The following is a 22,041-nucleotide window of genomic DNA, read 5'->3' as shown; positions in this document are numbered from 1 at the left end:
GAGGAGCCGGCCGGACGTACCGGCAGCCCGCGGGTCGGGTGACTGCTTGGGATGGGGCCGGCCGCACGCCAGAATCGCGCACTGGTCCGGCACCGCACTCGGTGTGGTGACGGGCCGCTAGCCCGCAGCCACCTCACGCGTCCGGTTTCCATACATCTGCCGAACCACCTCCCTTCTCGTGTAACCCACACCCTAGGAAGCCTCCGGGAGGTGCTCAACTGTTTTTTTCGGCACCTCTTTTCCGGCGCCTCCCCGCACACCCTGAGCTACCGTCCGGCACATGACAGAACTGCGGATCACCGCCGTCGAGGGCGACGACATGCTCGAACAGTGGCGGCATGTGCACAACGTGGTCGTGCCGCCCGCCGCCATGTCCTCCACGGACGCCCGGGTGCGGCAGGGGCGGTACCGGCTGGCGAACGCCTACGCGGGAGAGGTGCTCGTCGGGTGCTCCACCGTGCGGCCGCCGGTGGGGGAGGAGCGGACGGCGACCGTCATCGCGCGCGTGCTGCCCGAGTTCCGGGGGCGGGGGTTCGGGACCGCGGTCTACGACGACGCGCTGGCCCACGCGCGCGTGCTGGGCGCGCGGGTTATCGAGACGTGTGTGCTCGCGGCGAACGAGGACGGGCTGCGGTTCGCCGGGCGCCGGGGATTCGCCGAGGTCGACCGGTATGTCCTGGACGGGGAGCGCGACGAATGGGTGGACCTGCGGCTCCCGCCGGACGGCAGCGGGCATTGATCCCCGCAATCTTGCGGGAACAGTATGTGGGGTGCGTCACGTTCCAGTTGAATGAGGACCAGTGAGCGAACCGCGCGCCGTACGTACGTGCGCAGACGCAGCCTCCAGGGGGTCCAGGTGAGTGCTTCGCGGCGGAGTGGGACCACGGACGAGCTGGGGCCGGACGAGCCCGGTGAGTCCGGCGATCCCGGCGGTTCCGATCTGCTCGCCGCGCTGCTCGACGGCATGGACGCGGCGCTGTGCGCCCTCGACGCCGACGGGGTGGTGACCCACTGGAACCGGGAGGCCGAGCGGATCCTCGGGTGGACGGCCGCCGAGGCCGTCGGCCGGCACGGGTTCGCCGGGTGGGCGGTGCGCCGCGCCGACGCCGAGGAGGTGCACGCCCGGCTGATGTCGGCGATGCACGCGCCGGGCCGGCAGGTGCACGAGTTCGCGCTGGTCACCAAGGACGGCGGGCGGGTGCTCGTACGGACGCAGTCCGCCGCCGTGCGCGGACCGGACGGCAAGCCCGCGGGGGTGTACTGCGCGTTCAGCGAGGTGCACGCGCAGATCGATCTGGAGCGGTCGATCGCGTTGAGCGAGGCGCTGTTCGAGGACGCGGCCTGGGGCGTCGTGGTCGTGGACGCCGATCTGCGGCCCGCCGTCGTGAACGCGCACGCGGCGCGGGCGCTGGGTGTGGGGCGCACCTCCGTACTGGGCCGGCCGCTGGGTGAGCTGCTCGCGCAGGGCGTGGAGGAACTGGAGGCCGCGCTGACGCATGTGCTGGCCGAGGGTGCGCCGCCCGCCCCCGCCGAGATGTGGGTGGCCCTGCGCACCGCGGAGGGTGAGAAGCGGCGCTGCTGGCGCAGCGGGTTCCTGCGGCTGGCCTCGCCGCTCGCGGAGGAGCCGGTGCCGCTCGGCGTGGGCTGGCTGTTCGTGGACGTCACGGAGGCCAAGCAGGGCGAGCAGGAGGCGTCCCTGCTGCGGTTCCGGACGAACCAGCTGCACCGTGCGGCGCGGGCCGCCGCGGAGTGCGAGGACCCGGCGGAGGCGGCCGTCGTCCACCTGGACTTCGCGCTCGCCGGTTTCGCCGACCACGCGCTCGTCGACCGGGTGTCGGGCGGCCCGCGCGCCGACGGGGCGCAGGATCCGGTCCGGCTGGTGCGGCTGGCCGCCACGCCCGCCGGGGCGCCGGGACCGAGCGTGCTCACGGGTGCGGCCGGGCTGCCCCTGCGCTACGGGGAGGGGCACCCGGCGCTGCAGTGCGTGGAGCGGGCCGGGACGGTGCGCGCGGACGCCGGGTCGGTGCCGGCGGAGCGGGCACGGGAGTGGGCGCTGGAACGGCAGTGGCCCGGCGACGCGGTGCACGCGCTGTGCGCGGTCCTGCGCAGCCGGGGGCGGACGCTGGGTGTGGTGACCTTTCTGCGCGATGCCGGCCGCAGCCGTTTCGAGCGGTCCGACACGGCCTACGCGGAGGACGTGGCGGTACGGATCGCGGTGTCCCTGGACCTGGCGGGGACGGTCCGCGGCGAGGCGGACGAACAGGTCCGCTAGGCCGGCGGTCCAGCGGTCGCCGCCGGCCGTGCTGCGGGGGCCGGCCGGCGGGTCACCGGTGGCGTCGGTGGGTGCCGCCAGGTGCCGTCACTTGTCGCCAGGTGCCGTCAGGCGTCGTCGGGTGCCGTCAGTGGCGGTAGAAGATCCGGTCGCCGTACTCCGTCATCACCCGGCCGTTCCACTCGTGTCCGCCGTCGACGTTGCCGGAGCGCAGCAGCGGGGGTTCGATGCCGCGGTCGGCGAGGTCCGCGGCGGTGGTCGCCATGACGGCCTGGAGCAGGGCGGTGGTGACCACGGTGGAGGCGGGGGCGAAGGGCGCCGGGATGGTGTCGAGGGTGAGTTCGGCGTCACCGACGGCGATCTTGGAGTCGAGGACGATGTCGCAGTGGTCCTTGAGGAAGGTCCCGGAGGCGTGCCGGGACTTCGTCTCGGTGGCGTAGGCCACCGAGGTCACGCCGATGACCTTCACCCCGCGGGCGCGGGCGCCGAGGGCCATCTCGACGGGCAGGGCGTTGCGGCCGGAGAGGGAGATGATCACGAGGGCGTCGCCGGCGCGGACCGGGGAGGTGTCCAGGACGGCGCTCGCGAGACCGTCGACGCGTTCGAGGGCGGAGCCGAGGGTGGCGGGGGTGACGTCGACGCCGACGACGCCGGGGACGGCGAGCAGGTTCATCAGGGCCAGACCGCCCGCGCGGTAGACGACGTCCTGGGCGGCCAGCGAGGAGTGCCCGGCGCCGAAGGCGAACAGGCGGCCGCCGGCCGCGACGGTGTCGGCGAGCAGGGTGCCGGCCGCGGTGATCGCCGCGGCCTCCTCGTCGCGGACCCGTTGCAGCAGGCCGATGGCGGCGTCGAAGAACAGGTCGGCAGGCGTGCCGTCGCTCATGCGGTGCCCCTTCGCAGCGTCTGTGTCGCGGATCACCGTGCGGTCTGGACCAGTGCGGTGTCAATACGGCGGGCGGGGCGCGGGGCGGCACGGGTGCGGGCTCGGGGGCGCGGAGCCGGGCCGGCCTGCGGCTCGGCCGCGTGGGGGGCGTCGGCCGCCGGTGATCCGTGCCCGGCCCGCCGCCTGCTGCCGTACCGGTCGCGGGCGCCCGGGGTGCCCGTTTGCCCGGAGGCCCCCGCTTGTCAGTGGGATCCGGCAGAATTGAGTCAGGGCCAGCGCACGCCGCCGGGCTGCCGGCAGAGGTAATCGAGGGGCACGTATGTCCGGACTGATCGACACCACGGAGATGTATCTCCGCACCATCCTCGAACTGGAAGAGGAAGGCGTCGTCCCCATGCGCGCCCGCATCGCGGAGCGGCTGGACCAGAGCGGGCCGACGGTCAGCCAGACGGTGGCGCGGATGGAGCGCGACGGTCTGGTGTCCGTGGCCAGCGACCGGCATCTGGAGCTGACGGACGAGGGGCGCCGGCTGGCGACGCGCGTGATGCGCAAGCACCGTCTGGCCGAATGCCTGCTCGTGGACGTGATCGGCCTGGAGTGGGAGCAGGTGCACGCGGAGGCGTGCCGCTGGGAGCACGTGATGAGCGAGGCCGTGGAGCGGCGCGTGCTGGAGCTGCTGCGGCATCCCACCGAGTCGCCGTACGGCAACCCCATCCCGGGCCTGGAGGAGCTGGGCGAGAAGGACGGGGCGGACCCGTTCCTGGACGAGGGCATGGTCTCGCTGGCCGACCTGGACCCGGGGACGGACGGCAAGACGGTCGTCGTCCGCCGGATCGGCGAGCCCATCCAGACGGACGCGCAGCTGATGTACACGCTGCGGCGGGCGGGTGTGCAGCCCGGTTCGGTGGTGAGCGTGACGGAGTCGCCGGGCGGAGTGCTGGTGGGCAGCGGCGGTGAGGCGGCCGAGCTGGAGGCGGACGTCGCCTCCCATGTGTTCGTCGCCAAGCGCTGAGACGGAGAGGGCCCCGGCGCCGTGTGGCGCCGGGGCCTGTCCTCCCCTGTGCTGACCCGGAGCCCCGAGCTCTCAGGGTCGTCCCCTTCGGACCGTTTTTCCCCGAGCGGTCCGCCTCCCGCCAGAAAGATCCCCTTGGCTGCGGCGATCATTCCTTGAGAGGTGTCACTCGAATGAGGGGTGTTGTCCGCGGAACCGGAATTTTCGAATAGGTATTCGATAACCTGAAGCGGCTGGACGACGAGGCAGGCGGAACTGGGGGGTGCCAGGCCGATGGCGCGGCGTGTCGATGTGATGGGGGCGGGCGGGGTGCGCCTGGCCGCCTGGGAGTTCACCGACCCTCCGGAAACGGAGGCGGAGTCGGGTCTTCCGGAAGTCCGGCCCGATGTCGAAGCGGAAGGGGAACCCGGCGCTCCGGGGGTGCTGTTACTGCATGGCCTGATGGGCCGCGCCTCGCACTGGGCGGCCACCGCCCGCTGGCTCGCCGGGCGCCACCGTGCCGTGGCGCTCGACCAGCGCGGCCACGGCCGGAGCGACAAGCCCCCGAAGGCCGCGTACACCCGCGAGGCCTATGTCGACGACGCCGAGGCGGCCCTGGAACAGCTCGGCCTCGCTCCCGCTCTCCTCATCGGTCACGCCATGGGGGCGCTGACCGCCTGGCAGCTCGCCGCCAAGCGTCCCGACCTGGTGCGCGGCCTGATCATCTGCGACATGCGGGCCTCGGCGCTCGGCGCGGCCTCGCAGCGCGCGTGGGCCGAGTGGTTCCGCGCCTGGCCCGTGCCCTTCGCCGGCCTGGACGACGTCCGCAAGTGGTTCGGCGAGGACGACCCCTGGGTGGAGCGGCCCGATCCGGCACGCGGGGCGTTCTACGCCGAGGTGATGCACGAGGCGGCGGACGGCTGGCGGCCCGTCTTCGACCCCGAGCAGATGCTCAGCTCCCGCGAGACCTGGGTCTACGACGCCCACTGGGAGGAACTGGCCCAGGTGCGGTGCCCGACGCTGGTGGTGCGTGGCGTGGACGGTGAGCTGGGGCGCGCCGAGGCACAGGAGATGGTGCGGGTGCTGCCCCACGGCGTCTACGCGGAAGTCCCCGAGGCGGGCCATCTCGCGCACTACGCCGTGCCGGTGGCCTGGCGGGCCGCCGTCTCGCCGTTCCTCGACTCGCTGCGCGGGGACTGAGCGCCGGTCCCGGGCGGACCGGCTACCGATCCCGTCCGCACGCATAGGCGAGCGGCGAGATCAGCTCCTCCGCGTCCGGCAGCCACCGGTTCGCCGGCGTGGGCCGGCAGGCCCACTGCACGGCTCCACGCGACCCGAAGCGCGTGGGGGGCGCCGCCACGTACGCGCCCTCGCCCAGCGCCACCAGATTCAGCGACGACAGCGACCACCCGAGCTTGCGCACCAGCTCCGGCACCTTCGCGGACGCCCCCGGCAGCACGAAGAACTGCATCCGCCGGTCGGGGGTCAGCGTGACCGGACCGAGCGTCAGCTCCATCCGCTCCATACGGGCCAGAGCGAGGAACCCCGCGCTCTCCGGGACGGACAGCGCGTCGAACGTCCGGCCCGTCGGCAGCAGGATCGACGACGTCGGCTGCTTCTGCCACATGCGGCGCGCGACGGTCGCGCTGCCCGTCGCCAGGCTCACCCAGTCGGGGCGCGCGGGGTGCGCACCCGGCGCAGGGCAGGAGGCGTCCCCGCACGAGCAGCGCTGCATCCCGGCGACGGCTTCCAGCCAGGTGCCCGGGAACACGTCCCAGTGCCGTTCCTCGGCATACCGTACGGCCGTCTCCAGCAGCGATTCCCCGCGCTGCTGCGGAATGTGACCGGCAATCTTCGTGTCTCGGGCGCCCGCGATCGTCTCTTCCACGCTCCTCTCAACTCCCGCACTCACCTGGAGTTACGGCTGTAGCGCGCGCGGGGGAGGAGCATCGATTCCGCAGTCGGGGCGCATGGGGGCACAGCGAGGGGCGCGCGGGAGGAACCGGGGCGGGGGATGGGTAGCCAGGAGTGGGGGTGGCATGCGTCTGTACCCCGGCAAACCGCACATGTCGTGCATTGACGGTATGTCAGCTGGGCAGTGATCTTCCCGGCCGGAACTTCACGCTCCAGGGGATCGCAACGCAGGGGGTAGCACATGGCCGCAAGGCCTCTCGTGGCGAGGCAGCCGAACGAACGGCTGCAGGCACTCATCCAGGAAGCGGGGTGCTCCAACGCCGGGCTGGCCCGGCGGGTGAACATGTGCGGCGCCGAGCACGGGCTCGATCTGCGCTACGACAAGACGTCCGTGGCCCGCTGGCTGCGCGGTCAGCAGCCGCGGGGCCGGGCACCCGCGATCATCGCGGAGGCGCTCGGGCGCAAGCTCGGTCGTACGGTCACGATCGACGAGATCGGCATGGCCAACGGCAAGAACCTCGCCTCGGGGGTCGGTCTCCAGTTCTCGCCGACGGTACTGGGGGCCATCGAGCAGGTCTGCGAGCTGTGGCGCAGCGACGTGGGGCGCCGGGACTTCCTGTCCGGCTCCTCCGTCGCCGCCTCCGCGCTGGTCGAGCCCAGCCGCGACTGGCTGATCTCGGCGCCGGACGCCCAGGTGGCCCGGCAGGCGGGCCCGCGGGTGGGCCAGGCCGACGTGGCCGCCGTACGGTCCATGACCCAGGCGCTGACGGACCTCGACCACCAGTACGGCAGCGGGCATGTGCGCCCGGTCGTCGTGCACTACCTCAACAGCGTCGTCTCCGGGCTGCTCGCCGGCTCCTACCGGGAGGCGGTCGGCCGGGAACTCTTCTCCGCCGTCGCCCGGTTGACCGAGCTGGCCGGGTACATGGCCGTCGACACCGGCCAACCGGGCCTCGCCCAGCGGTACTACATCCAGTCGCTGCGGCTCGCGCAGGCCGCCGGGGACCGCGGGTACGGCGGTTACGTCCTCGCCGCCTCCATGAGCCATCTCGCCGCGCAGCTCGGGAACCCGCGCGAGATCGCCCAGTTGGCGCGGGCCGCGCAGGAGGGCGCGCGCGGGCAGGTGACCCCCCGGGTGGAGGCGATGTTCCACGCCGCGGAAGCGCGCGGGCACGCCCTGCTCGGGGACGTACGCGCGGCGCAGGCGGCCGGCGGGCGGTCGGTGGAGGCGATGGAACGGGCGGACGGTGCCGGCGGGGACGACCCGGTGTGGATCGCGCACTTCGACGAGGCCTACCTGGCCGACGAGTTGGCCCACTGCCACCGCGACCTCGGGCAGCCCGAGCAGGCGGCGCGGTACGCCGAGCAGTCGCTGGCCGGTCACCCCGAGTCCCGGGCCCGCCGCCGCGCCATCGGCTATGTGCTGCTCGCCACGGCCCAGGTGCAGCAGCGCGAGATCGAACTGGCCTGCCACACCGGCATGAAGGCGGTGGAGCTGCTGGAGACGCTCCGCTCCAACCGGGGCGCCGAGTACCTCGAAGATCTCCAGCAGCGCCTGGAGCCGTTCCGGGACGAGGCGGTGGTGAGGGAGTTCGGGGCGCGCCTCGATCTCCATCCGGCCGCGTGAACACCGCCCTCGTGAACGCGTGAACGAGCGGCGAACGGCACCCGGGTGTGCGCCGGGTGCCGTGATCAGCGGAGCGACGGGAGGTGCTGTTACCGCCGTCACAGGGAGGGAGGTTGCGTCCTGAGCTGCGTAGCACGTGGCTCGGGGGACCCGGTAGCGTGAGCCGACGATTCACAAGGTCCCCCATTGGTAGGAGTCCCGGTGACGCAGAGTGGACAGGGCGATGAGCCCTCGGCGCGGCCCGCGCGCGAAGGCATCGTGCTGCCCTCCGACGGAGGCGAGCCCCTGCTGCCGGGCATGACCGCGGCGCCCGCGCCCGCCACCCCGGCGGGCGGACAGGCCTGGGACGGTTCCTGGGGCCCCGGGCAGCAGGCGCCCCAGCAGGACCAGGGGTGGCCCCCGGCGGCGGCCCCGCAGTGGGGCACGCCCGACGCCCCCGGCCGGCAGGCCCCGGCGGGCCCCGGCCCGCTGCCCCCGGAGGGCGCCCAGGCCCCGTCGTACGGCGGCCAGGCACCCGGCTACGGCGGCGGCACGCCGGCGGGCCACGACGGCCGGAGCGCGCAGTACGGCGGCCCCGGTGGCTACGACGCGGTGCAGCAGCCCGCGTACGGCGCGCCGGACCCGTACCAGCAGCAGCCCCAGCCGCAGCAGCAGTACCCGGCGCAGCCCGCCGGTCCCGCCGGTCCCGCCGCCCCGCTGCCGGACGCGTACCCGGCCGCGGGCGCCCCGCTGCCCCCGGCGGCGGACGGCGCGACCCAGTACATACCCCCGGTGCCCGCCGCCCCTGCGGACGAGGGCGCCACCCAGTACCTGCCGCCCGTGCAGGCCGCGCCCGCCGACGGCGCCACCCAGTACCTCCCGCCGGTCCCCGCGGCCCCGGGGCACGAGGCGGCCACCCAGTACATCCCGCCGGTGGCGTCCGGTGCGCTGCCGCCGGAGTCGGGCGGCGAGGAGACCCGGTACCTCGGCCAGGTGCCCCGGCAGGCGGCGCCCGCGCACTCCGACGCGGAGGCCACGCAGTACATCCCGCCCTACACCGGCCAGGGCCAGGGCCAGGGGCAGGGCGGGGACCGGCAGCCGCCCGCCGAGTTCGACAACCTCTTCCGCGGCGGTACGCCGGCCGAGGACGCCCCGGCCGGGTCCACCCAGCAGCTTCCGCGCGTCCAGCAGCCGGACTCCTACCCCGGCCCGGCGCAGTCCTCGTACAGCCCCGCGCAGTCCTCGTACAGCCCGGCGCAGCCGTCGTACGACGACGGGCCGGACGACCACGGCGGGCGGCGCGGCGGCCGGTCGCGGGTGCCGCTGATCGCCGCCGTCGGCATCGGCCTCATCGTGGTCGGCGTCGGCGCCGGCGCGCTGCTCAGCAGCGGGGGCGGCGAGGACAAGGGCAGTGACGGCCAGACGGTCGCCGCCGCGTCCCCCACCACCCAGGAGTCCGCCTCGCCCACCGTCGACCCCGCCCGGCAGCAGGCGGTCGAGCTGGACAAGCTGCTCGCGGACAGCGGCAGCAGCCGGGCCTCGGTGATCCAGGCGGTGGGCAACGTCAGGCAGTGCGACAACCTCGACCAGGCCGCGGCCGACCTGCGGGACGCGGCCGGGCAGCGCAGCGGGCTGGTCACCCGGCTCGGCAAGCTGACCGTGGACAAGCTGCCGGGCAACGGCGAGCTGACGGCCGCGCTGACCAAGGCCTGGCAGGCGTCCGCCGCGGCCGACAACCACTACGCGGCCTGGGCCGGCCAGGCCAAGGACCACAAGGTCTGCCGCAAGGGGCACGCCCGCACCACGGGCGAGAGTCAGGCCGGCAACCGGGAGAGCGGCACCGCCAGCGTGCAGAAGGCGAAGGCGGCGGCGCTGTGGAACGCGATCGCGAAGAAGTACGGCCTGACCCAGCGCCAGCCCACCCAGCTGTGACGGCCGGCCCCGGCACCGGGCCGCCCCACCCCGCTGTGACGGCGGGCCCGGCCCCCGCGGGCCCCGCCACCGGGGCCCGTCACGGACCCGGGTCCCGTCACGGCACGTCGGCGTGGACCAGGACGGAGGTCATGTCGGCGGTCCTGTCCGCGCCGCCGATGCCCTTGCGGGCCGCGACCAGCCTGCCGCCCTCGACCACCTGGAGCGTGACGGCGGCGTTGACCAGCCGGGGGAAGCCGACCGCGGCGAGCTTGCCCTCGTAGGGCCAGTGCAGGGTCGGGGTGAGTCCGCCGGTGGAGACCCGCAGGCCGTCGTTGAGGGTGCGCCGCACGCTGTCGGCGCTCACCTCGCCGTCGCCGATCCTGTCCAGGACGGCCTTGAGCACGGTGTAGGCGATCCACGTGGTCTGGACTCCGGCGTCCGCGGGATCGATGCGGTTGTCGCCGAAGGCCTCCTTGTTGATCACGTTCTTCATCGCGTCCCAGCGGTGGTCGGAGGAGACCGGGTACCAGCTGGTGATGAACGCCCCCTCGTACGGGCTGCTCGCCCCGCCCGTGGCGTTGATCACGGTCTGGTCGACGCTGCCGAGCACGGTCGCCGTGCGCACGGCCGGGAAGTCCTGGCGGGCCCGCCGGAAGGAGTCCATGAAGGTGTCCGTGCGGTCCCCGAGCGCGGGCACCACACAGCCCTTCCGGGTCACGTCCTCGGTCGCCTCGCGCAGCGCCTGCGCGGCCTGGGTGCCGTACTCGGTGGCGTCCTCGGCGGCGAGCCGGTCGTCGGCGTCCGCGTGCCCGCCCGCCTTCAGGCCCGAGTCGAGCAGCGCGGGCAGCTGGTCGCCGGCGATGCTGTCGGGGCGGACCAGGGAGACGTTGCCGCAGCCGGCGGCCAGGGCCTTGCCGAGGCCGGCCAGGAGGGCGGGCTGGCCGCCGTTGACCGGGTAGGACATGGCGCCGGTGAACTCGTCGTTGGTGACGCCGTAGCCGCCTATGTAGGGGATGCCGGCGCCTTCCAGCGGGGCGAGGTAGGAATCGCCGAACTGGCTGTAGGAGCCCACCACCGCGACCACGTTCTCGGCCGCCGCGCGCCGGGCGCACTTCGCGGCGCCGACCCCGTCGTTGTGGTCGTTGCAGGTCAGCACTTGAAGCTTGCGGCCGTTGATGCCGCCCTGGGAGTTGATCCACTTCGCGTAGGCGAGGGCCATCGCCGGCATGCCGGGCTTGTTGGTCGCGTCGGTGTCCTGCGGCGCCCAGGTCATCACCTTGACCGGGTCATCCCCGGAGCCCCCCGTGGCACCGGGGATGACCCCGCATGCGGCGGTGAGCGACGCGCAGAGAGCCACCGCGCATGCCGCGAGGGCAGTGGCTCCGACGGGGCGGGAGGGTGCGGGAAGGGAGGTGGTGCGCGTGCGTCGCCTGCCGGTCATGCACACGCACGATTCCCTCACACCGCTAACCTGGGAGTGACCCTCGGTCAACGAAGGGTGACGTCCAGGTGAATTACGGGGGCCGGTGAGGCCCGCGAGGCGGGGAACGTACGATCGATGACCGTGCAAGGTTCGGAGAACACTTCCCGTCGCGGCCGTCGCTCCTCCACCATGGGCGGCATGCCTCTCAACGACATGCCGTGGTGGCGCTGGCGCACGCATGTGCGCTCGGCGCTCCACATGCTCTCCGACCCCGTGTTCCAGCGGGACGTCTGGCTGGCCGGCGTGGACGGCTACGGCGATGTGACGGACGCCGTGTACCGGCTGGTCGAGGACACCTGGCTGGACAACTGGTCGGCCGAGAAGTACGTCGGCACCATATTCCGGGACTCGCAGGAGGCGGCGCTCGTCGACACCGCCGTGCTGCGGGTGCTGCGGATCATGCACCAGGTCGGACCGGACGCGCCGGTCGCCGCCTACCTGGACCACGCGGGCTGGCCGGACGCGGTCCGGGCGGCGCGGGACGCGCACGTGCGGATGTCCGCGAGCGACGGGGAGGAGCCGGACACCCCGCCGAAGAGCCTGGAAGTGCTGCGGATCCTGACGCGGTCCGCGTAGCGGACGCCGGTCCCCGGGAGGAGGCCGGTGTGGGACCCTGTAGTGCATGACTGAGCAGTCCGCCTCTTCCGCCGCAGCACCGGCCGACCAGTACGTCCTCACGCTCTCCTGCCCGGACAAGAAGGGCATCGTGCACGCGGTGTCCAGCTATCTGTTCATGACCGGTTGCAACATCGAGGACAGCCAGCAGTTCGGCGACCACGACACGGGCCTGTTCTTCATGCGCGTCCACTTCTCGGCCGAGGCGCCGGTGACGGTGGACAAGCTCCGGGCGAGCTTCGCCGCGATCGGCGACTCCTTCCACATGGACTGGCAGATCAACCGGGCCGACCAGAAGACGCGCATCCTGCTGATGGTCAGCAAGTTCGGGCACTGCCTGAACGACCTGCTGTTCCGGGCACGGATCGGCGCGCTGCCGGTGGAGATCGTGGGCGTTGTGTCGAACCACACCGACTTCGAGGAGCTGGTGGGCTCCTACAACATCCCCTTCCATCACATCCCGGTCACGAAGGACACCAAGTCCGAGGCCGAGGCGAAGGTGCTGGAGATCGTCCGCGAGGAGAAGGTCGAACTGGTCGTCCTCGCCCGTTACATGCAGGTCCTCTCGGACGAGCTGTGCAAGCAGCTCAGCGGCCGGATCATCAACATCCACCACTCGTTCCTGCCGAGCTTCAAGGGTGCGAAGCCGTACCACCAGGCGCATGCGCGGGGCGTGAAGCTGATCGGGGCGACGGCGCACTACGTCACCGCGGACCTGGACGAGGGCCCGATCATCGAGCAGGAGGTCGAGCGGGTCGGACACGACGTCACGCCGGACCAGCTGGTGGCCATCGGCCGTGACGTGGAGTGCCAGGCGCTGGCCCGGGCGGTGAAGTGGCACGCGGAGCGCAGGATCCTGCTGAACGGGCGCCGCACGGTCGTGTTCGCCTGACCCCCGGCCCTCCGGGCTTCCTGGCCCGCCGCCCCGCGCGGAGCCCCGCTCCGGCGCGGCGCCGTGCGCTCACATCCTGCTGAGCCCCGCCACGGCGAACAGCACGTCCCTGATCGCGTCACGGTCGCCGACCTGTCCCGCGGCGGCCTCCTCCGGCGGCACATGCCCCGCGGCCAGTCGGCAGAACTCCACGCCGTCCAGGGCGACATGGGCCACCTCGAAGTCCGCGGAGCCCACGGCCGCCGGCGAGTCCAGCGGAATCAGCCACTCGCCGCCCGCCGCGCCCTCGATCTCCAGGCGCAGGCTGCGGCCGGGCGCACCGGCCGGCACCAGGTGCGGGGTCCGGCGGGCCGGTCCGGACAGGCCCGCGCGGCGGCGTTCGGCGAGTGCCGTCGGGAGCAGGCGCACCGCGAGGTCGATCATCTTGTGCAAGTGCCGTGGCGCGGGCGGGCCGTAGGGGTAGTCCACCGCGTCCGCGATGTCCTCGGCGTGCACCCAGCACTCGAAGGCGCGGTCCAGCATGGCGTCGTGCAGCGGCAGCGTGAACTCGCCGTAGGACACGGGGAGTCCGCCCGCGTGGCCGCCGGTGAAGGACACCGTCCGCACCAGGCTGTGGCTCTGCTCCCGCCAGGGCCCGCGCACCGAGCGGGTGGGCGGGAAGTGCGAGGCCCGCCAGAACGCCTCCGTGCGGCCGGCCGGGCCCGCGGCACCCCCTCGCGCGGCCTCGGCGAGCGGGTCCTCCAGACCGAGCGCCGCGGCGATCATGCCGTCCACCGACAGCAGGTGCGCGATCACCCCGGCGACGGTCGTACGGCGGCTCGTCGGGGTGTCGGACTCGAACCACCGCAGCCGCACCGGCGCATGCCACTCCGCGTCCTCGAAGTCCTGGAGCAGCGCGTCCAGCCGCGCGGTCTCGGCGTCGTACGGCGCCGCCCAGCCGGGCACCGGGATGCGCGGCGGCCGACGGTTCAGGCAGCCCTCCAGCACCCGGGTGCGCAGCCTCGGATCCAGGTCCAGGCTCTCCGGCTGGTGCAGCAGACCGACCGCCTCGCGCAGTCGGCGGGCCTCGTCGGCGCAGGCACCGCAGTCGCCCAGGTGCTCCTCCACGGCGGCCGTCTCCGCGGCCGAGCAGGCGGCCAGCGCCCAGGCGCCGAGCAGCGACTTCAGGACGTCGTGCGACAGGTCGAGCGGCACGGGTGCGAGGTCCCCCAGGTCGGCGAGGTCGGGCAGCGGAAGCCCGCTGTCCTCCACGGAGGCGCGGGGCGTGGGTATGCGCGGCACCGGATCCGGCCCACCGCGCGCGGCTCCCCACGCACCGTCGCCGGTTCCCCCGGCACCGCCGGATCCTCCAGCCGTGCCGTCGTCCCCGGGCCTTCGCCCGCCCCGCTCGCCGGAGCCGGTGCCCGCGTGCGGCCGTTCCCCGGACGCCCTGCCCTCGTGGCCCCGGCTCGCTTCTCCGCCGTGGCCGGCGCGGTCGTTCCGCTCGTCGGGTGCCTCGAACCGGCCCGCCCCGCTCACACCGCACCCCGGTATCCCGGCGAGGTGCCGGTGCCGGTGCCGGTGCCGGTGTCGTGGGCGGTGGCCAGCAGCTGGAGGCCGAGGCGGAGCCGGCGGCGGGCCTCGTCCTCGGTGACGCCGAGGTCGGCAGCGGTCTGGCGGTAGTCACGGCGCTGGAAGTAGGCCAGGTCCAGGGCCGCGCGCAGCGGGGCGGGCATGGAATGGACGATGTAGTCGGCGCGCGCGGCGACCGAGGCGCGGCGGACCGTGCTCTCCAGTTCCTCGCGCCGCGGCTGCTCCCGCTCCTCCCGGTCGCGCAGCCGTCGCACGGCGACCCGGTGGGTGACCGCGGCGACCCAGGAGCGCAGCGGGCCCTGCCTGGGGTCGTAGGACTCGGGGTGTTCCCAGACGTGGGCGAAGACCTCGCGGGTGACGGCGTCGGCGGCCTCCTCGTCGCCGAGGACGCGGTGGGCGAGGCTGTGCACGAGGGAGGCGAACCGGTCGTACAGCTCGCCGAGGGCGGCCGCCTCACCGCGGGCGAGCCGCTGCTGCATCTTGCGGTCCCAGCGGGGCGGTGCGCCCTTCCTGGCCATGCGGTCCCCTCCCCTCACCCGGTCCGGCGCGTCCAGCCTGTCGGTCATGCCTCCTCGAATGTAGTCGGCACGTCCGACAGTGCACGCCCCTTTGTGTCAATGTGCGCCCCTGGAAGGGCCGCAGGTGATAGTGCCCTCTTCACATAAACTTCACACAAATCACGTGCGTCCCTGATCGAACCGGATCGATAGTGACCGAAACAAGCCCCTTGTCGATCAGTTGTCGTTTGCCGCGTCACGTTTCAGGGAACGGCCGCTGGGCAGCCGCGCGAAGAGAAACGTAGGAACTGCTTCCGTTTCCGGGCGGTTCCGGGAGATCCGGCGAGCGGAGGGGCAGGGCCGTGGCATTCAACGTGACCGGCGTCGAGCAGGGCGAATGGGCCGTGCTCCGGGTGTCCGGGGAACTGGACCTGATGACCTCGCCGGTGCTGCGCCAGCGGGTGCACGACGTCGTCGCCGAGGGGCACCACAGCCTGGTCGTCGACCTCTCCGACGTGTTCTTCTGCGACTCCAGCGGGGTCGGCGTCCTCATCGCCGCCCGCCGGCTGATCCGTTCCTGTCAGGGCCGGCTGCGGCTGATCCTGCCGGACCAGGGCGCCGACGACGGCTCGCACGTCAACCGCGTCCTCGGCGCGCTCGGCGTCCGCCGGCTCTTCGACGTCCGTCCGGACCTCGACTCCGCGACCACGGACGAGGCGGGACCGCTCTCCGCCTGAGCGGCCGTCCCGACCGTGCGGCACAGCCACACTGTTGTCGCAGAATTCCCCCGGTCTTGGCACAATCGTCGGTTTTCGCCGCCCGGCGGCCACCCGCGTCGTACGCTCCCAGCCAGGTCGGCCCCCGGACGGGCAGGACCTCACGACGACCCTCACGCGACACCCTCACGTAAGGCGGCCCGAACAGACATGGTCAGCACCGAGTACGAACGCAGGATCGCCGCCCGGTTCGCCCTCTTCGACCAGGACGGCAACGGCTGGATCGACCGCGAGGACTTCCTCGCGGCGGCCAAGGCACTGCTCACCGAGTTCGCCGTGACCGCACGCTCCGACAAGGGGCAGGCGCTGTACGCCGGTGCGGAGGCGTTCTGGCAGGGCATGGCCGGCATCGCGGACCGGGACGGCGACCAGCGCATCACCCGCGAGGAGTTCGTCTCCGGCGCGGTGAAGCGGCTGCGCGACAACCCCGAGCGCTTCGCCGAGATCGCCCGCCCCTTCCTGCACGCGGCCCTCGCGGTGGCCGACACGGACGCCGACGGCAGGCTCGACGTCACCGACACCGCGCGCGTGCTGCGGGTGTTCCACGTGCCGGAGGACATCGCCCTGGCCGCCGCGACCGCCCTCGACCCCGACGGCGACGGCCTGGTCGCCGAGGCGGAGATCGTCCCGGCGTTCGCCCGGTACTTCACGGTGCCGGAATAGGGGCCACGCACCGCCGCGCCCGGCCCTATGATGTCCGCCTCGCCTACTCACCTGATCACGCCTCGGGGGCGGCATGGACTTCCGGATGAGCATGGACGGCGAACGTGCCGGTGACGAACTGCGCTCTCTCCACGCCTGGTTGCTCGAAGACCCCGACATCCGGCGCGAGGCCCGGCCACAGCTCAGGTCCGCCCCGCCGCGCCCGGGTCAGATGGGCGCCGACGCCGACTTCCTCTACTTCGCGGTCCAGACGGGCCTCACCCTGAGCCAGGTGATCGGCCAGTACGTCGCCTGGCGCCGGACGCGCAGCCGTCCCGGCACGGTCGTCATCGAACGGGACGGCACGAAGATCACCCTCACGGGCACGGACGAGGCGTCGCTCAGGGACGCGGTGCGTGCCCTCGGCGGAGAGCACGAGGGGACACGGACCGACCGATGAGGCGTCTGCCCAGGCCCGCCGAGTCCCGGGTGCTGCTCATCGGCACCAGCAGTTACCGGCCGGCCTCCGGCTTCACCCCGCTGAAGAACGTCCCGCACAACCTGGTGCACCTCGCCGAGGCCCTGTGCGACCCCGTGCTGGGCGGCTTCCAGCGCGAGCACTGCGAGGTGCTCCCCAACCCGGCCTCCGGGGACCAGGTCTACGAAGCCATCCTGCGGGCCGTCGCCGAGGCCACGGACACGCTGCTGATCTACTACGCCGGCCACGCCGAGCGCGACGACAAGGGCGAGCTGTACCTGACGACGTACGCGTCCCGTTCCGGCGCCACCGAGATCGCCTTCAGCGGGCTCAGGTACAAGGTGCTGGAGGAGTGCGTCAAGAACTCCCCGGCGCAGAACCGCATCCTGGTCCTCGACTGCTGCCACAGCGGCGCGGCCAACCCGATGTCGGGCGCGGCACTCCTCGAACGACCGGAGGCGCCGGCCGTCGCGACCGACGAGGAGGCCGAGATCGAGGGCACCTGTGTCCTCACCTCCTGCCGGGCCAACCAGGTCTCCCTCGACTCCGACGGGCAGGGCTTCACCGCCTTCACCGGTCATCTGATCAGGGTGCTGCGCGCCGGGGTCCCGGGGGCGCCCGAGCTCCTCGATCTGGACGCGGTGTACCGCCAGGTCCTGGCGTCCATGCGGCACCTGGAGCAGAACCCCCGCAAGACGGGCGGGGACACCGTCAGCGGGCTGGCCCTGGTCCGCAACGCCGCCCTGGAGGGGGTGAGGCCGCCCGCGCTGCCCGGCTTCCGGCCACACCCCACCCCGCCGCCCGCCCCGGTGCTCGTGCCGCCCGCGGTGCCCCCCGCCACGGCGCACGTGCCTCCCGCCGCGCCGGCGCCTCTCGCGGGCAGGGACGGCCGGAGAAGGCCGCTGGCGATGCTGGCGGCGGCGGCCCTCCTCGTCGCCGGAGGCGTCGGCGCGGGGTTCTGGCTCGGGCACGGCAGCCGGACGGACGCCGCGGGCACGGACACGGGCGCGCGGCCGACGGCTTCCTCGAAGGGCCGGACCGGTCGTGCGCCGTCCACCGCGCCGACCGGGACGGCGGGCGGCGAACAGGGCGGGGCCCCGGCACCCAGCCCTTCGGGGTCACCGTCCGCGGACGCCTCCGCCGCCGGGGCCGGGCGCCCGCATCCCGGTGAGCCGCTGCCGTTGAAATTCATGTGGGCCTGTGACGACGTCACCTGGATCGACTTCGACGCCTACCCGTTCGCGCAGCGCCTCGACAAGGACGCCCCCGAGGTCGCCGACCGGCCGGACACGGTGGACATGGTGCTGTCCTCCTGCACTCCCGGGTCACTGGTCACCATGAGAGGGAGCCACGCGGGCGTCATCGCCAAGGGGAAGCCCGTGACGAAGGAGTCCTGTCAGCACGAGGCGTACGCCGGTGGACTGGAGAACGTCACCATGGGGTGGGACGACACCCAGGCCGGTGTCCTCGAGGGCGCGACCATGTGTGTGGTCACCGACAAGGGGCGGGTGGTCAAGGCGCTGATCACCGACAAGTCCGACTCCCCCAACGGCACCGTCGCCTTCGAGGTGTCGACCCTCACCTGAACCGCTCCCGCAGCTTGTACTTCAGCACCTTCCGCAGTGTCTCGTTGCGCGGCAGGGCGTCCAGCACCTCCAGCCGCTCCGGCAGCTTGTGCACGGACAGCCCTGCCGCGCGGAGGAAGGAGACGATCTCCGGCAGGGTCAGGACGGCCGCCCCCGGCGGCTGCTCCACCACCGCGCACACCAGCTCGCCCCGCTCCGCGTCCGGCAGGCCGATCACCGCCGCGTCGGCCACCGAGGGGTGGGCGGCCAGCAGATCCTCGATCTCCTTGGCGGAGATGTTCTCGCCCTTGCGGATGATCACGTCCTTCAGGCGGCCGGTGAGGACCAGATGGCCGGAGCCGGTCACCCGGCCCAGATCCCCGGTGCGCAGGAAGCCGTCGGCGTCGAAGGCCGCCGCCGTCTGGGCGGGGTCCAGATAGCCCTGGCAGACGGCCTCGCCCCGCAGCCGTACCTCGCCGTCGACGATCCGGACCTCCATGCCCTCCGGGGGCCGCCCCTCGGTCGTGGCCAGGTTCCGCGGGGTGTCCTCAGGGTCGCCCATGGTGATCATCGGGACCTCGGTCATGCCGTAGCCGTGGGTGAGCTGGACGCCCATCTCGCGGACCACGTCGTGGTACAGCCCGGGCGGCTTGGGGGCGCCGCCGCCGGCGAGCAGGCGCAGGGTCGGGATCACCTTCTCCTCCGGCCGCCTGCGCTGCTCGGCCAGGAACATCGAGTAGAAGGCGGTGGAGCCGCCGGCCACCGTCACCCCGTGCCGCCGGTACTCCGCCAGCGCCTCCGGCAGCGCGAAGTGCTCGAACATCACCGCCGGGAAGCCGTAGAGGAGGAGCATCACCGTGTAGTCGGGGCCCGCTATGTGGGCGTACGGGAAGGCCATCGAACCGACGTCGTCCGCCGACAGCCGCAGCGCGTGCGCCAGGCAGGAGCCGCCCGCCAGCAGGGAACGGTCGGTGTGCAGCACGCCCTTGGGGTCGGACGTGGTGCCCGAGGTCCAGTAGATCCAGCGCACCGAGGTGCCCTCGGCGGGTGGCGGGGGCAGGACGGAGGGGTCGCCGTCGGGGAGGGCGTCGTACGCCTCGAAGATCCCCTTGGCGCCCAGCCGGCGGGCCATCTCCGTGTGGTCGTGGCCGCGCCAGACGCCCGGTACGGCGAAGAACTCCGCCTTGGCCTCGCGCAGCGCGAAGCCGACCTCCCGGTCCCGGTAGAAGGGGATGACCGGGGACTGCACGGCGCCCAGGCGGGCCAGGGCGAAGGACAGCAGGGCGGTCTCGATGCGGGTGGGCAGCTGCCAGGCGACCACCGTGCCGGGACGCACACCCATGTCGTACAGGCCTGCCGCGACCCGCTCGGCGCGCGTGCGCAGTTCGCCGAAGGTCAGCCTGCGGCCGGCCTGGAGGAGGACGGGACGGTCGGGGGTGGCGGCGGCGCGGCGGGCGACCAGCTCCCACAGTGTGCGGGCGGAACTCAGAGCGTGCGGGGTCTCGTTCACGGATGCCCCCTGCTTGGCTGACGACTCGTCAGGTGACATGCTATCTGACGGGCCATCAGATAAGCAGGGCCCAGTCGAGCACCGTCCGGCGGAGGGGACCCATGGCGACCGAACTGCCCCGCATCATCAGCGTCGACGACCACGTGATCGAGCCCGCCCACCTCTTCGAGACCTGGCTGCCGGCCAAGTACCGGGAGCGCGGCCCGAAGCCGCTGACCGCCGGCATCGGGGAACTGGCCTACGTCGGCGGGAAGTACCAGATCACCATGGACCCGCAGGGCCAGCCCACCGACTGGTGGATCTACGAGGACCTGAAGTTCCCGTACAAGCGCAACATCGCCGCCGTCGGCTTCGACCGGGACGAGATGACGCTGGAGGGCATCACCAGGGAGCAGATGCGCCCGGGATGCTGGGACCCCGCCGAGCGCCTGAAGGACATGGACCTCAACCACGTCGAGGCCAGCCTCTGCTTCCCGACCTTCCCCCGCTTCTGCGGGCAGACCTTCGCCGAGGCCCACGACAAGGAGGTCGCCCTCGCCTGCGTGCGCGCCTACAACGACTGGATGGTGGAGGAGTGGTGCGGGGACAGCGGCGGCCGGCTCGTCCCGCTGTGCCTGATCCCGCTGTGGGACGTCTCCCTGGCCGTCGCGGAGATCCGGCGCAACGCCGCGCGCGGGGTACGGGCGGTGACCTTCTCCGAGATCCCCACCCACCTCGGGCTGCCCTCCATCCACTCCGGCTACTGGGACCCCTTCTTCGCCGCCTGCCAGGACACCGGGACGGTGGTCAACATGCACATCGGCAGCAGCTCCCAGATGCCGGCCGCCTCCCCGGACGCGCCGCCCGCCGTGCAGGCCGCGCTCAGCTTCAACAACGCGATGGCCTCGATGATGGACTACCTCTTCAGCGGGGTCCTGGTGCGGTTCCCCCGCCTCACCCTCGCCTACTCCGAGGGCCAGATGGGCTGGATCCCGTACGCCCTGGAACGCGCCGACGACGTCTGGCGGGAGCACCGCGCCTGGGGCGGGGTCAGGGACCTGATCCCCGAACCGCCGTCGACGTACTACTACCGGCAGATCTTCTGCTGCTTCTTCCGCGACAAGCACGGGATCGCGTCCCTGGACGTCGTCGGCCGCGACAACGCCACCTTCGAGACCGACTATCCGCACGTCGACTCGACCTTCCCGCACACCAAGGAGGTCGCCCTCGACCATGTGAAGGGCCTGGACGACGAGACCGTCCACAAGCTGATGCGGGGCAACGCCATCCGCATGCTGGGCCTGGACCTGGACACGTGATGGACCTCTCCTGCACGCCCGAGGAGGAGGAGTACCGGGCCCGGCTGCGGGAGTGGCTCGCCGCGGTGCTGCCCACCCTGCCGGACAAGCCGTCGCCCGACGACTGGCCCGGCCGCCGCGCCTACGACCTCGGCTGGCAGCGGATGCTGTACGACGCCGGGTACGCCGACGTCCACTGGGACGCCTCCCCGACCCTGCGGCTGATCTTCCTGGAGGAGACCGAGATGGCGGGCGCGCCCTATGTGGGCGCCAACTTCGTCGGACTGCTGCACGCCGGGCCGACGATCGCCGCCGAGGGCAGCGCCGGGCAGCGGGCGCGCTGGCTGCCCCCGATCCTGCGCGGCGAGCAGGTCTGGTGCCAGGGGTTCAGCGAACCGGACGCCGGCTCCGACCTCGCGTCGCTGCGCACCCGCGCCCGGCGGGACGGCGACACGTACGTGGTCACCGGGTCCAAGATCTGGACCTCGCACGCCGAGGTCGCCGACTGGTGCGAACTGCTGGTCCGCACCGACCCGGACGCCCCCAGGCACCGGGGCATCACCTGGCTCGCCCTGCCGATGGACGCCGACGGCGTCACCGTACGGCCGCTGCGCACCCTCGCCGGGTCGGCGGAGTTCGCCGAGGTGTTCCTCGACGAGGTGCGGGTGCCCGTCGCCAACCGGGTGGGGGCGGAGAACGACGGCTGGCGCGTCACCCTGGTCACCCTCTCCTTCGAACGCGGCACCGCCTTCGTCGGCGAGGTCGTCGCCTGCCGCCGGGTCCTCGGCCAACTCGCCCGTGCCGCCCGGAAGAACGGGCGCTGGGACGATCCCGTGCTGCGCCGGCGGCTCGGCCGGCTCGACGCGGAGTTCCGGGCGCTGTGGCGGCTGACCCAGTGGAACGTCAGCGAGGCGGAGGCGAACGGCTCGGTGCCCGGTGTCGGCGGCTCGGTCTTCAAACTCCGTTACTCGCACGCCCGGCAGGAGCTGTACGACGCCGCCGCCGAGGTGCTGGGGCCCGACAGCCTCGATCTGGACCGCCCCTGGACGCTCGACCGGCTGTCCTCGCTGTCGTACACCATCGCCGCCGGCACCTCGCAGATCCAGCGCACCATCGTGGCCGAGCGGATCCTCGGCCTGCCCAGGGGGAGATGA

The 22,041-nt window shown here is 73.1% G+C and carries 20 protein-coding genes; 14 read left to right on the top strand and 6 right to left on the bottom strand.

The features are described 5' to 3' along the window. The first annotated feature begins 280 nt into the window (after positions 1–280). Positions 281–739 carry a GNAT family N-acetyltransferase gene (locus ACZ7KF_RS04095; RefSeq protein WP_471069218.1) on the top strand — a complete coding sequence of 153 codons (459 nt, stop codon included), beginning with the start codon at positions 281–283 and terminating at the stop codon, positions 737–739. Positions 740–856: 117 nt separating this feature from the next. Continuing rightward, the gene (locus ACZ7KF_RS04090; protein WP_471069216.1) at positions 857–2,272 is read left to right on the top strand and encodes a PAS domain-containing protein; all 1,416 of its coding nucleotides are present in this window, start codon (positions 857–859) and stop codon (positions 2,270–2,272) included. Positions 2,273–2,399: 127 nt separating this feature from the next. On the opposite strand, the gene ACZ7KF_RS04085 is transcribed toward ACZ7KF_RS04090, so the two are convergent. Continuing rightward, complete coding sequence (locus ACZ7KF_RS04085; protein WP_471069214.1) at positions 2,400–3,155, bottom strand: SIS domain-containing protein; 756 nt, start codon at positions 3,153–3,155, stop codon at positions 2,400–2,402. Between the two features lie 319 nt (positions 3,156–3,474). On the opposite strand from ACZ7KF_RS04085, the gene ACZ7KF_RS04080 reads away from it, so the two are divergent. Next, positions 3,475–4,167 (top strand): metal-dependent transcriptional regulator, encoded by a 693-nt coding sequence (locus ACZ7KF_RS04080; RefSeq protein ID WP_225824498.1) that lies wholly within the window; start codon positions 3,475–3,477, stop codon positions 4,165–4,167. A gap of 273 nt (positions 4,168–4,440) precedes the next feature. Next, positions 4,441–5,346, top strand: a complete 906-nt coding sequence (locus tag ACZ7KF_RS04075; protein ID WP_471069212.1) for an alpha/beta fold hydrolase — start codon at positions 4,441–4,443, stop codon at positions 5,344–5,346. Positions 5,347–5,368: 22 nt separating this feature from the next. Here ACZ7KF_RS04075 and ACZ7KF_RS04070 read toward each other — a convergent pair whose 3' ends face one another. Continuing rightward, entirely contained in the window at positions 5,369–6,034 is a 666-nt protein-coding gene (locus ACZ7KF_RS04070) for a bifunctional DNA primase/polymerase (RefSeq protein ID WP_471069210.1), read from the bottom strand. A 267-nt stretch (positions 6,035–6,301) separates the two neighbouring features. On the opposite strand from ACZ7KF_RS04070, the gene ACZ7KF_RS04065 reads away from it, so the two are divergent. Beyond that, entirely contained in the window at positions 6,302–7,687 is a 1,386-nt protein-coding gene (locus ACZ7KF_RS04065; protein WP_471069208.1) for a transcriptional regulator, read from the top strand. Between the two features lie 201 nt (positions 7,688–7,888). Then, positions 7,889–9,598: a hypothetical protein gene (locus tag ACZ7KF_RS04060; RefSeq protein ID WP_471069206.1), complete on the top strand. Its 1,710-nt coding sequence runs from the start codon at positions 7,889–7,891 to the stop codon at positions 9,596–9,598. A gap of 97 nt (positions 9,599–9,695) precedes the next feature. On the opposite strand, the gene ACZ7KF_RS04055 is transcribed toward ACZ7KF_RS04060, so the two are convergent. Beyond that, positions 9,696–11,021, bottom strand: a complete 1,326-nt coding sequence (locus ACZ7KF_RS04055) for an ABC transporter substrate-binding protein (RefSeq protein WP_471069204.1) — start codon at positions 11,019–11,021, stop codon at positions 9,696–9,698. Positions 11,022–11,138: 117 nt separating this feature from the next. Here ACZ7KF_RS04055 and ACZ7KF_RS04050 point away from each other — a divergent pair, with 117 nt between their 5' ends. After that, the gene (locus ACZ7KF_RS04050) at positions 11,139–11,639 is read left to right on the top strand and encodes an SCO4402 family protein (protein ID WP_225824492.1); all 501 of its coding nucleotides are present in this window, start codon (positions 11,139–11,141) and stop codon (positions 11,637–11,639) included. Between the two features lie 46 nt (positions 11,640–11,685). Beyond that, positions 11,686–12,570 carry a formyltetrahydrofolate deformylase gene (gene purU, locus ACZ7KF_RS04045; protein WP_471069202.1) on the top strand — a complete coding sequence of 295 codons (885 nt, stop codon included), beginning with the start codon at positions 11,686–11,688 and terminating at the stop codon, positions 12,568–12,570. 69 nt (positions 12,571–12,639) lie between these two features. Here purU and ACZ7KF_RS04040 read toward each other — a convergent pair whose 3' ends face one another. Continuing rightward, on the bottom strand, positions 12,640–14,088 hold the full coding sequence (locus tag ACZ7KF_RS04040; RefSeq protein WP_471069200.1) for a zf-HC2 domain-containing protein: 1,449 nt from the start codon (positions 14,086–14,088) through the stop codon (positions 12,640–12,642). Further along, complete coding sequence (locus ACZ7KF_RS04035) at positions 14,085–14,660, bottom strand: RNA polymerase sigma factor (protein WP_471069576.1); 576 nt, start codon at positions 14,658–14,660, stop codon at positions 14,085–14,087. Before ACZ7KF_RS04035 ends, ACZ7KF_RS04040 begins: the two co-directional genes overlap by 4 nt. A 341-nt stretch (positions 14,661–15,001) precedes the next feature. Here ACZ7KF_RS04035 and ACZ7KF_RS04030 point away from each other — a divergent pair, with 341 nt between their 5' ends. The 4 genes from ACZ7KF_RS04030 to ACZ7KF_RS04015 all read left to right on the top strand — a co-directional run bounded on the left by ACZ7KF_RS04030 (position 15,002) and on the right by ACZ7KF_RS04015 (position 18,121). Further along, positions 15,002–15,376 carry an STAS domain-containing protein gene (locus ACZ7KF_RS04030; RefSeq protein WP_471069198.1) on the top strand — a complete coding sequence of 125 codons (375 nt, stop codon included), beginning with the start codon at positions 15,002–15,004 and terminating at the stop codon, positions 15,374–15,376. Positions 15,377–15,565: 189 nt separating this feature from the next. Continuing rightward, complete coding sequence (locus tag ACZ7KF_RS04025) at positions 15,566–16,078, top strand: EF-hand domain-containing protein (RefSeq protein WP_471069196.1); 513 nt, start codon at positions 15,566–15,568, stop codon at positions 16,076–16,078. 85 nt (positions 16,079–16,163) lie between these two features. Then, positions 16,164–16,517 (top strand): effector-associated constant component EACC1, encoded by a 354-nt coding sequence (locus tag ACZ7KF_RS04020; protein WP_471069194.1) that lies wholly within the window; start codon positions 16,164–16,166, stop codon positions 16,515–16,517. After that, positions 16,514–18,121 (top strand): caspase family protein, encoded by a 1,608-nt coding sequence (locus ACZ7KF_RS04015; protein WP_471069192.1) that lies wholly within the window; start codon positions 16,514–16,516, stop codon positions 18,119–18,121. The genes ACZ7KF_RS04020 and ACZ7KF_RS04015 overlap by 4 nt, the downstream gene beginning before the upstream one ends. Here the strand turns inward: ACZ7KF_RS04015 and ACZ7KF_RS04010 are convergent. Continuing rightward, on the bottom strand, positions 18,114–19,610 hold the full coding sequence (locus tag ACZ7KF_RS04010) for a class I adenylate-forming enzyme family protein (RefSeq protein WP_471069190.1): 1,497 nt from the start codon (positions 19,608–19,610) through the stop codon (positions 18,114–18,116). The genes ACZ7KF_RS04015 and ACZ7KF_RS04010 overlap by 8 nt on opposite strands. Before the next feature lie 101 nt (positions 19,611–19,711). On the opposite strand from ACZ7KF_RS04010, the gene ACZ7KF_RS04005 reads away from it, so the two are divergent. Together ACZ7KF_RS04005 and ACZ7KF_RS04000 are read left to right on the top strand one after the other, a co-directional pair. Beyond that, positions 19,712–20,908 carry an amidohydrolase family protein gene (locus ACZ7KF_RS04005; protein WP_471069188.1) on the top strand — a complete coding sequence of 399 codons (1,197 nt, stop codon included), beginning with the start codon at positions 19,712–19,714 and terminating at the stop codon, positions 20,906–20,908. Further along, the gene (locus ACZ7KF_RS04000; protein WP_471069575.1) at positions 20,908–22,041 is read left to right on the top strand and encodes an acyl-CoA dehydrogenase; all 1,134 of its coding nucleotides are present in this window, start codon (positions 20,908–20,910) and stop codon (positions 22,039–22,041) included. Before ACZ7KF_RS04005 ends, ACZ7KF_RS04000 begins: the two co-directional genes overlap by 1 nt.

The organism is Streptomyces sp. NPDC038200 (genome assembly GCF_055600785.1).
This window is presented reverse-complemented; position numbering and strand designations above follow the sequence as displayed.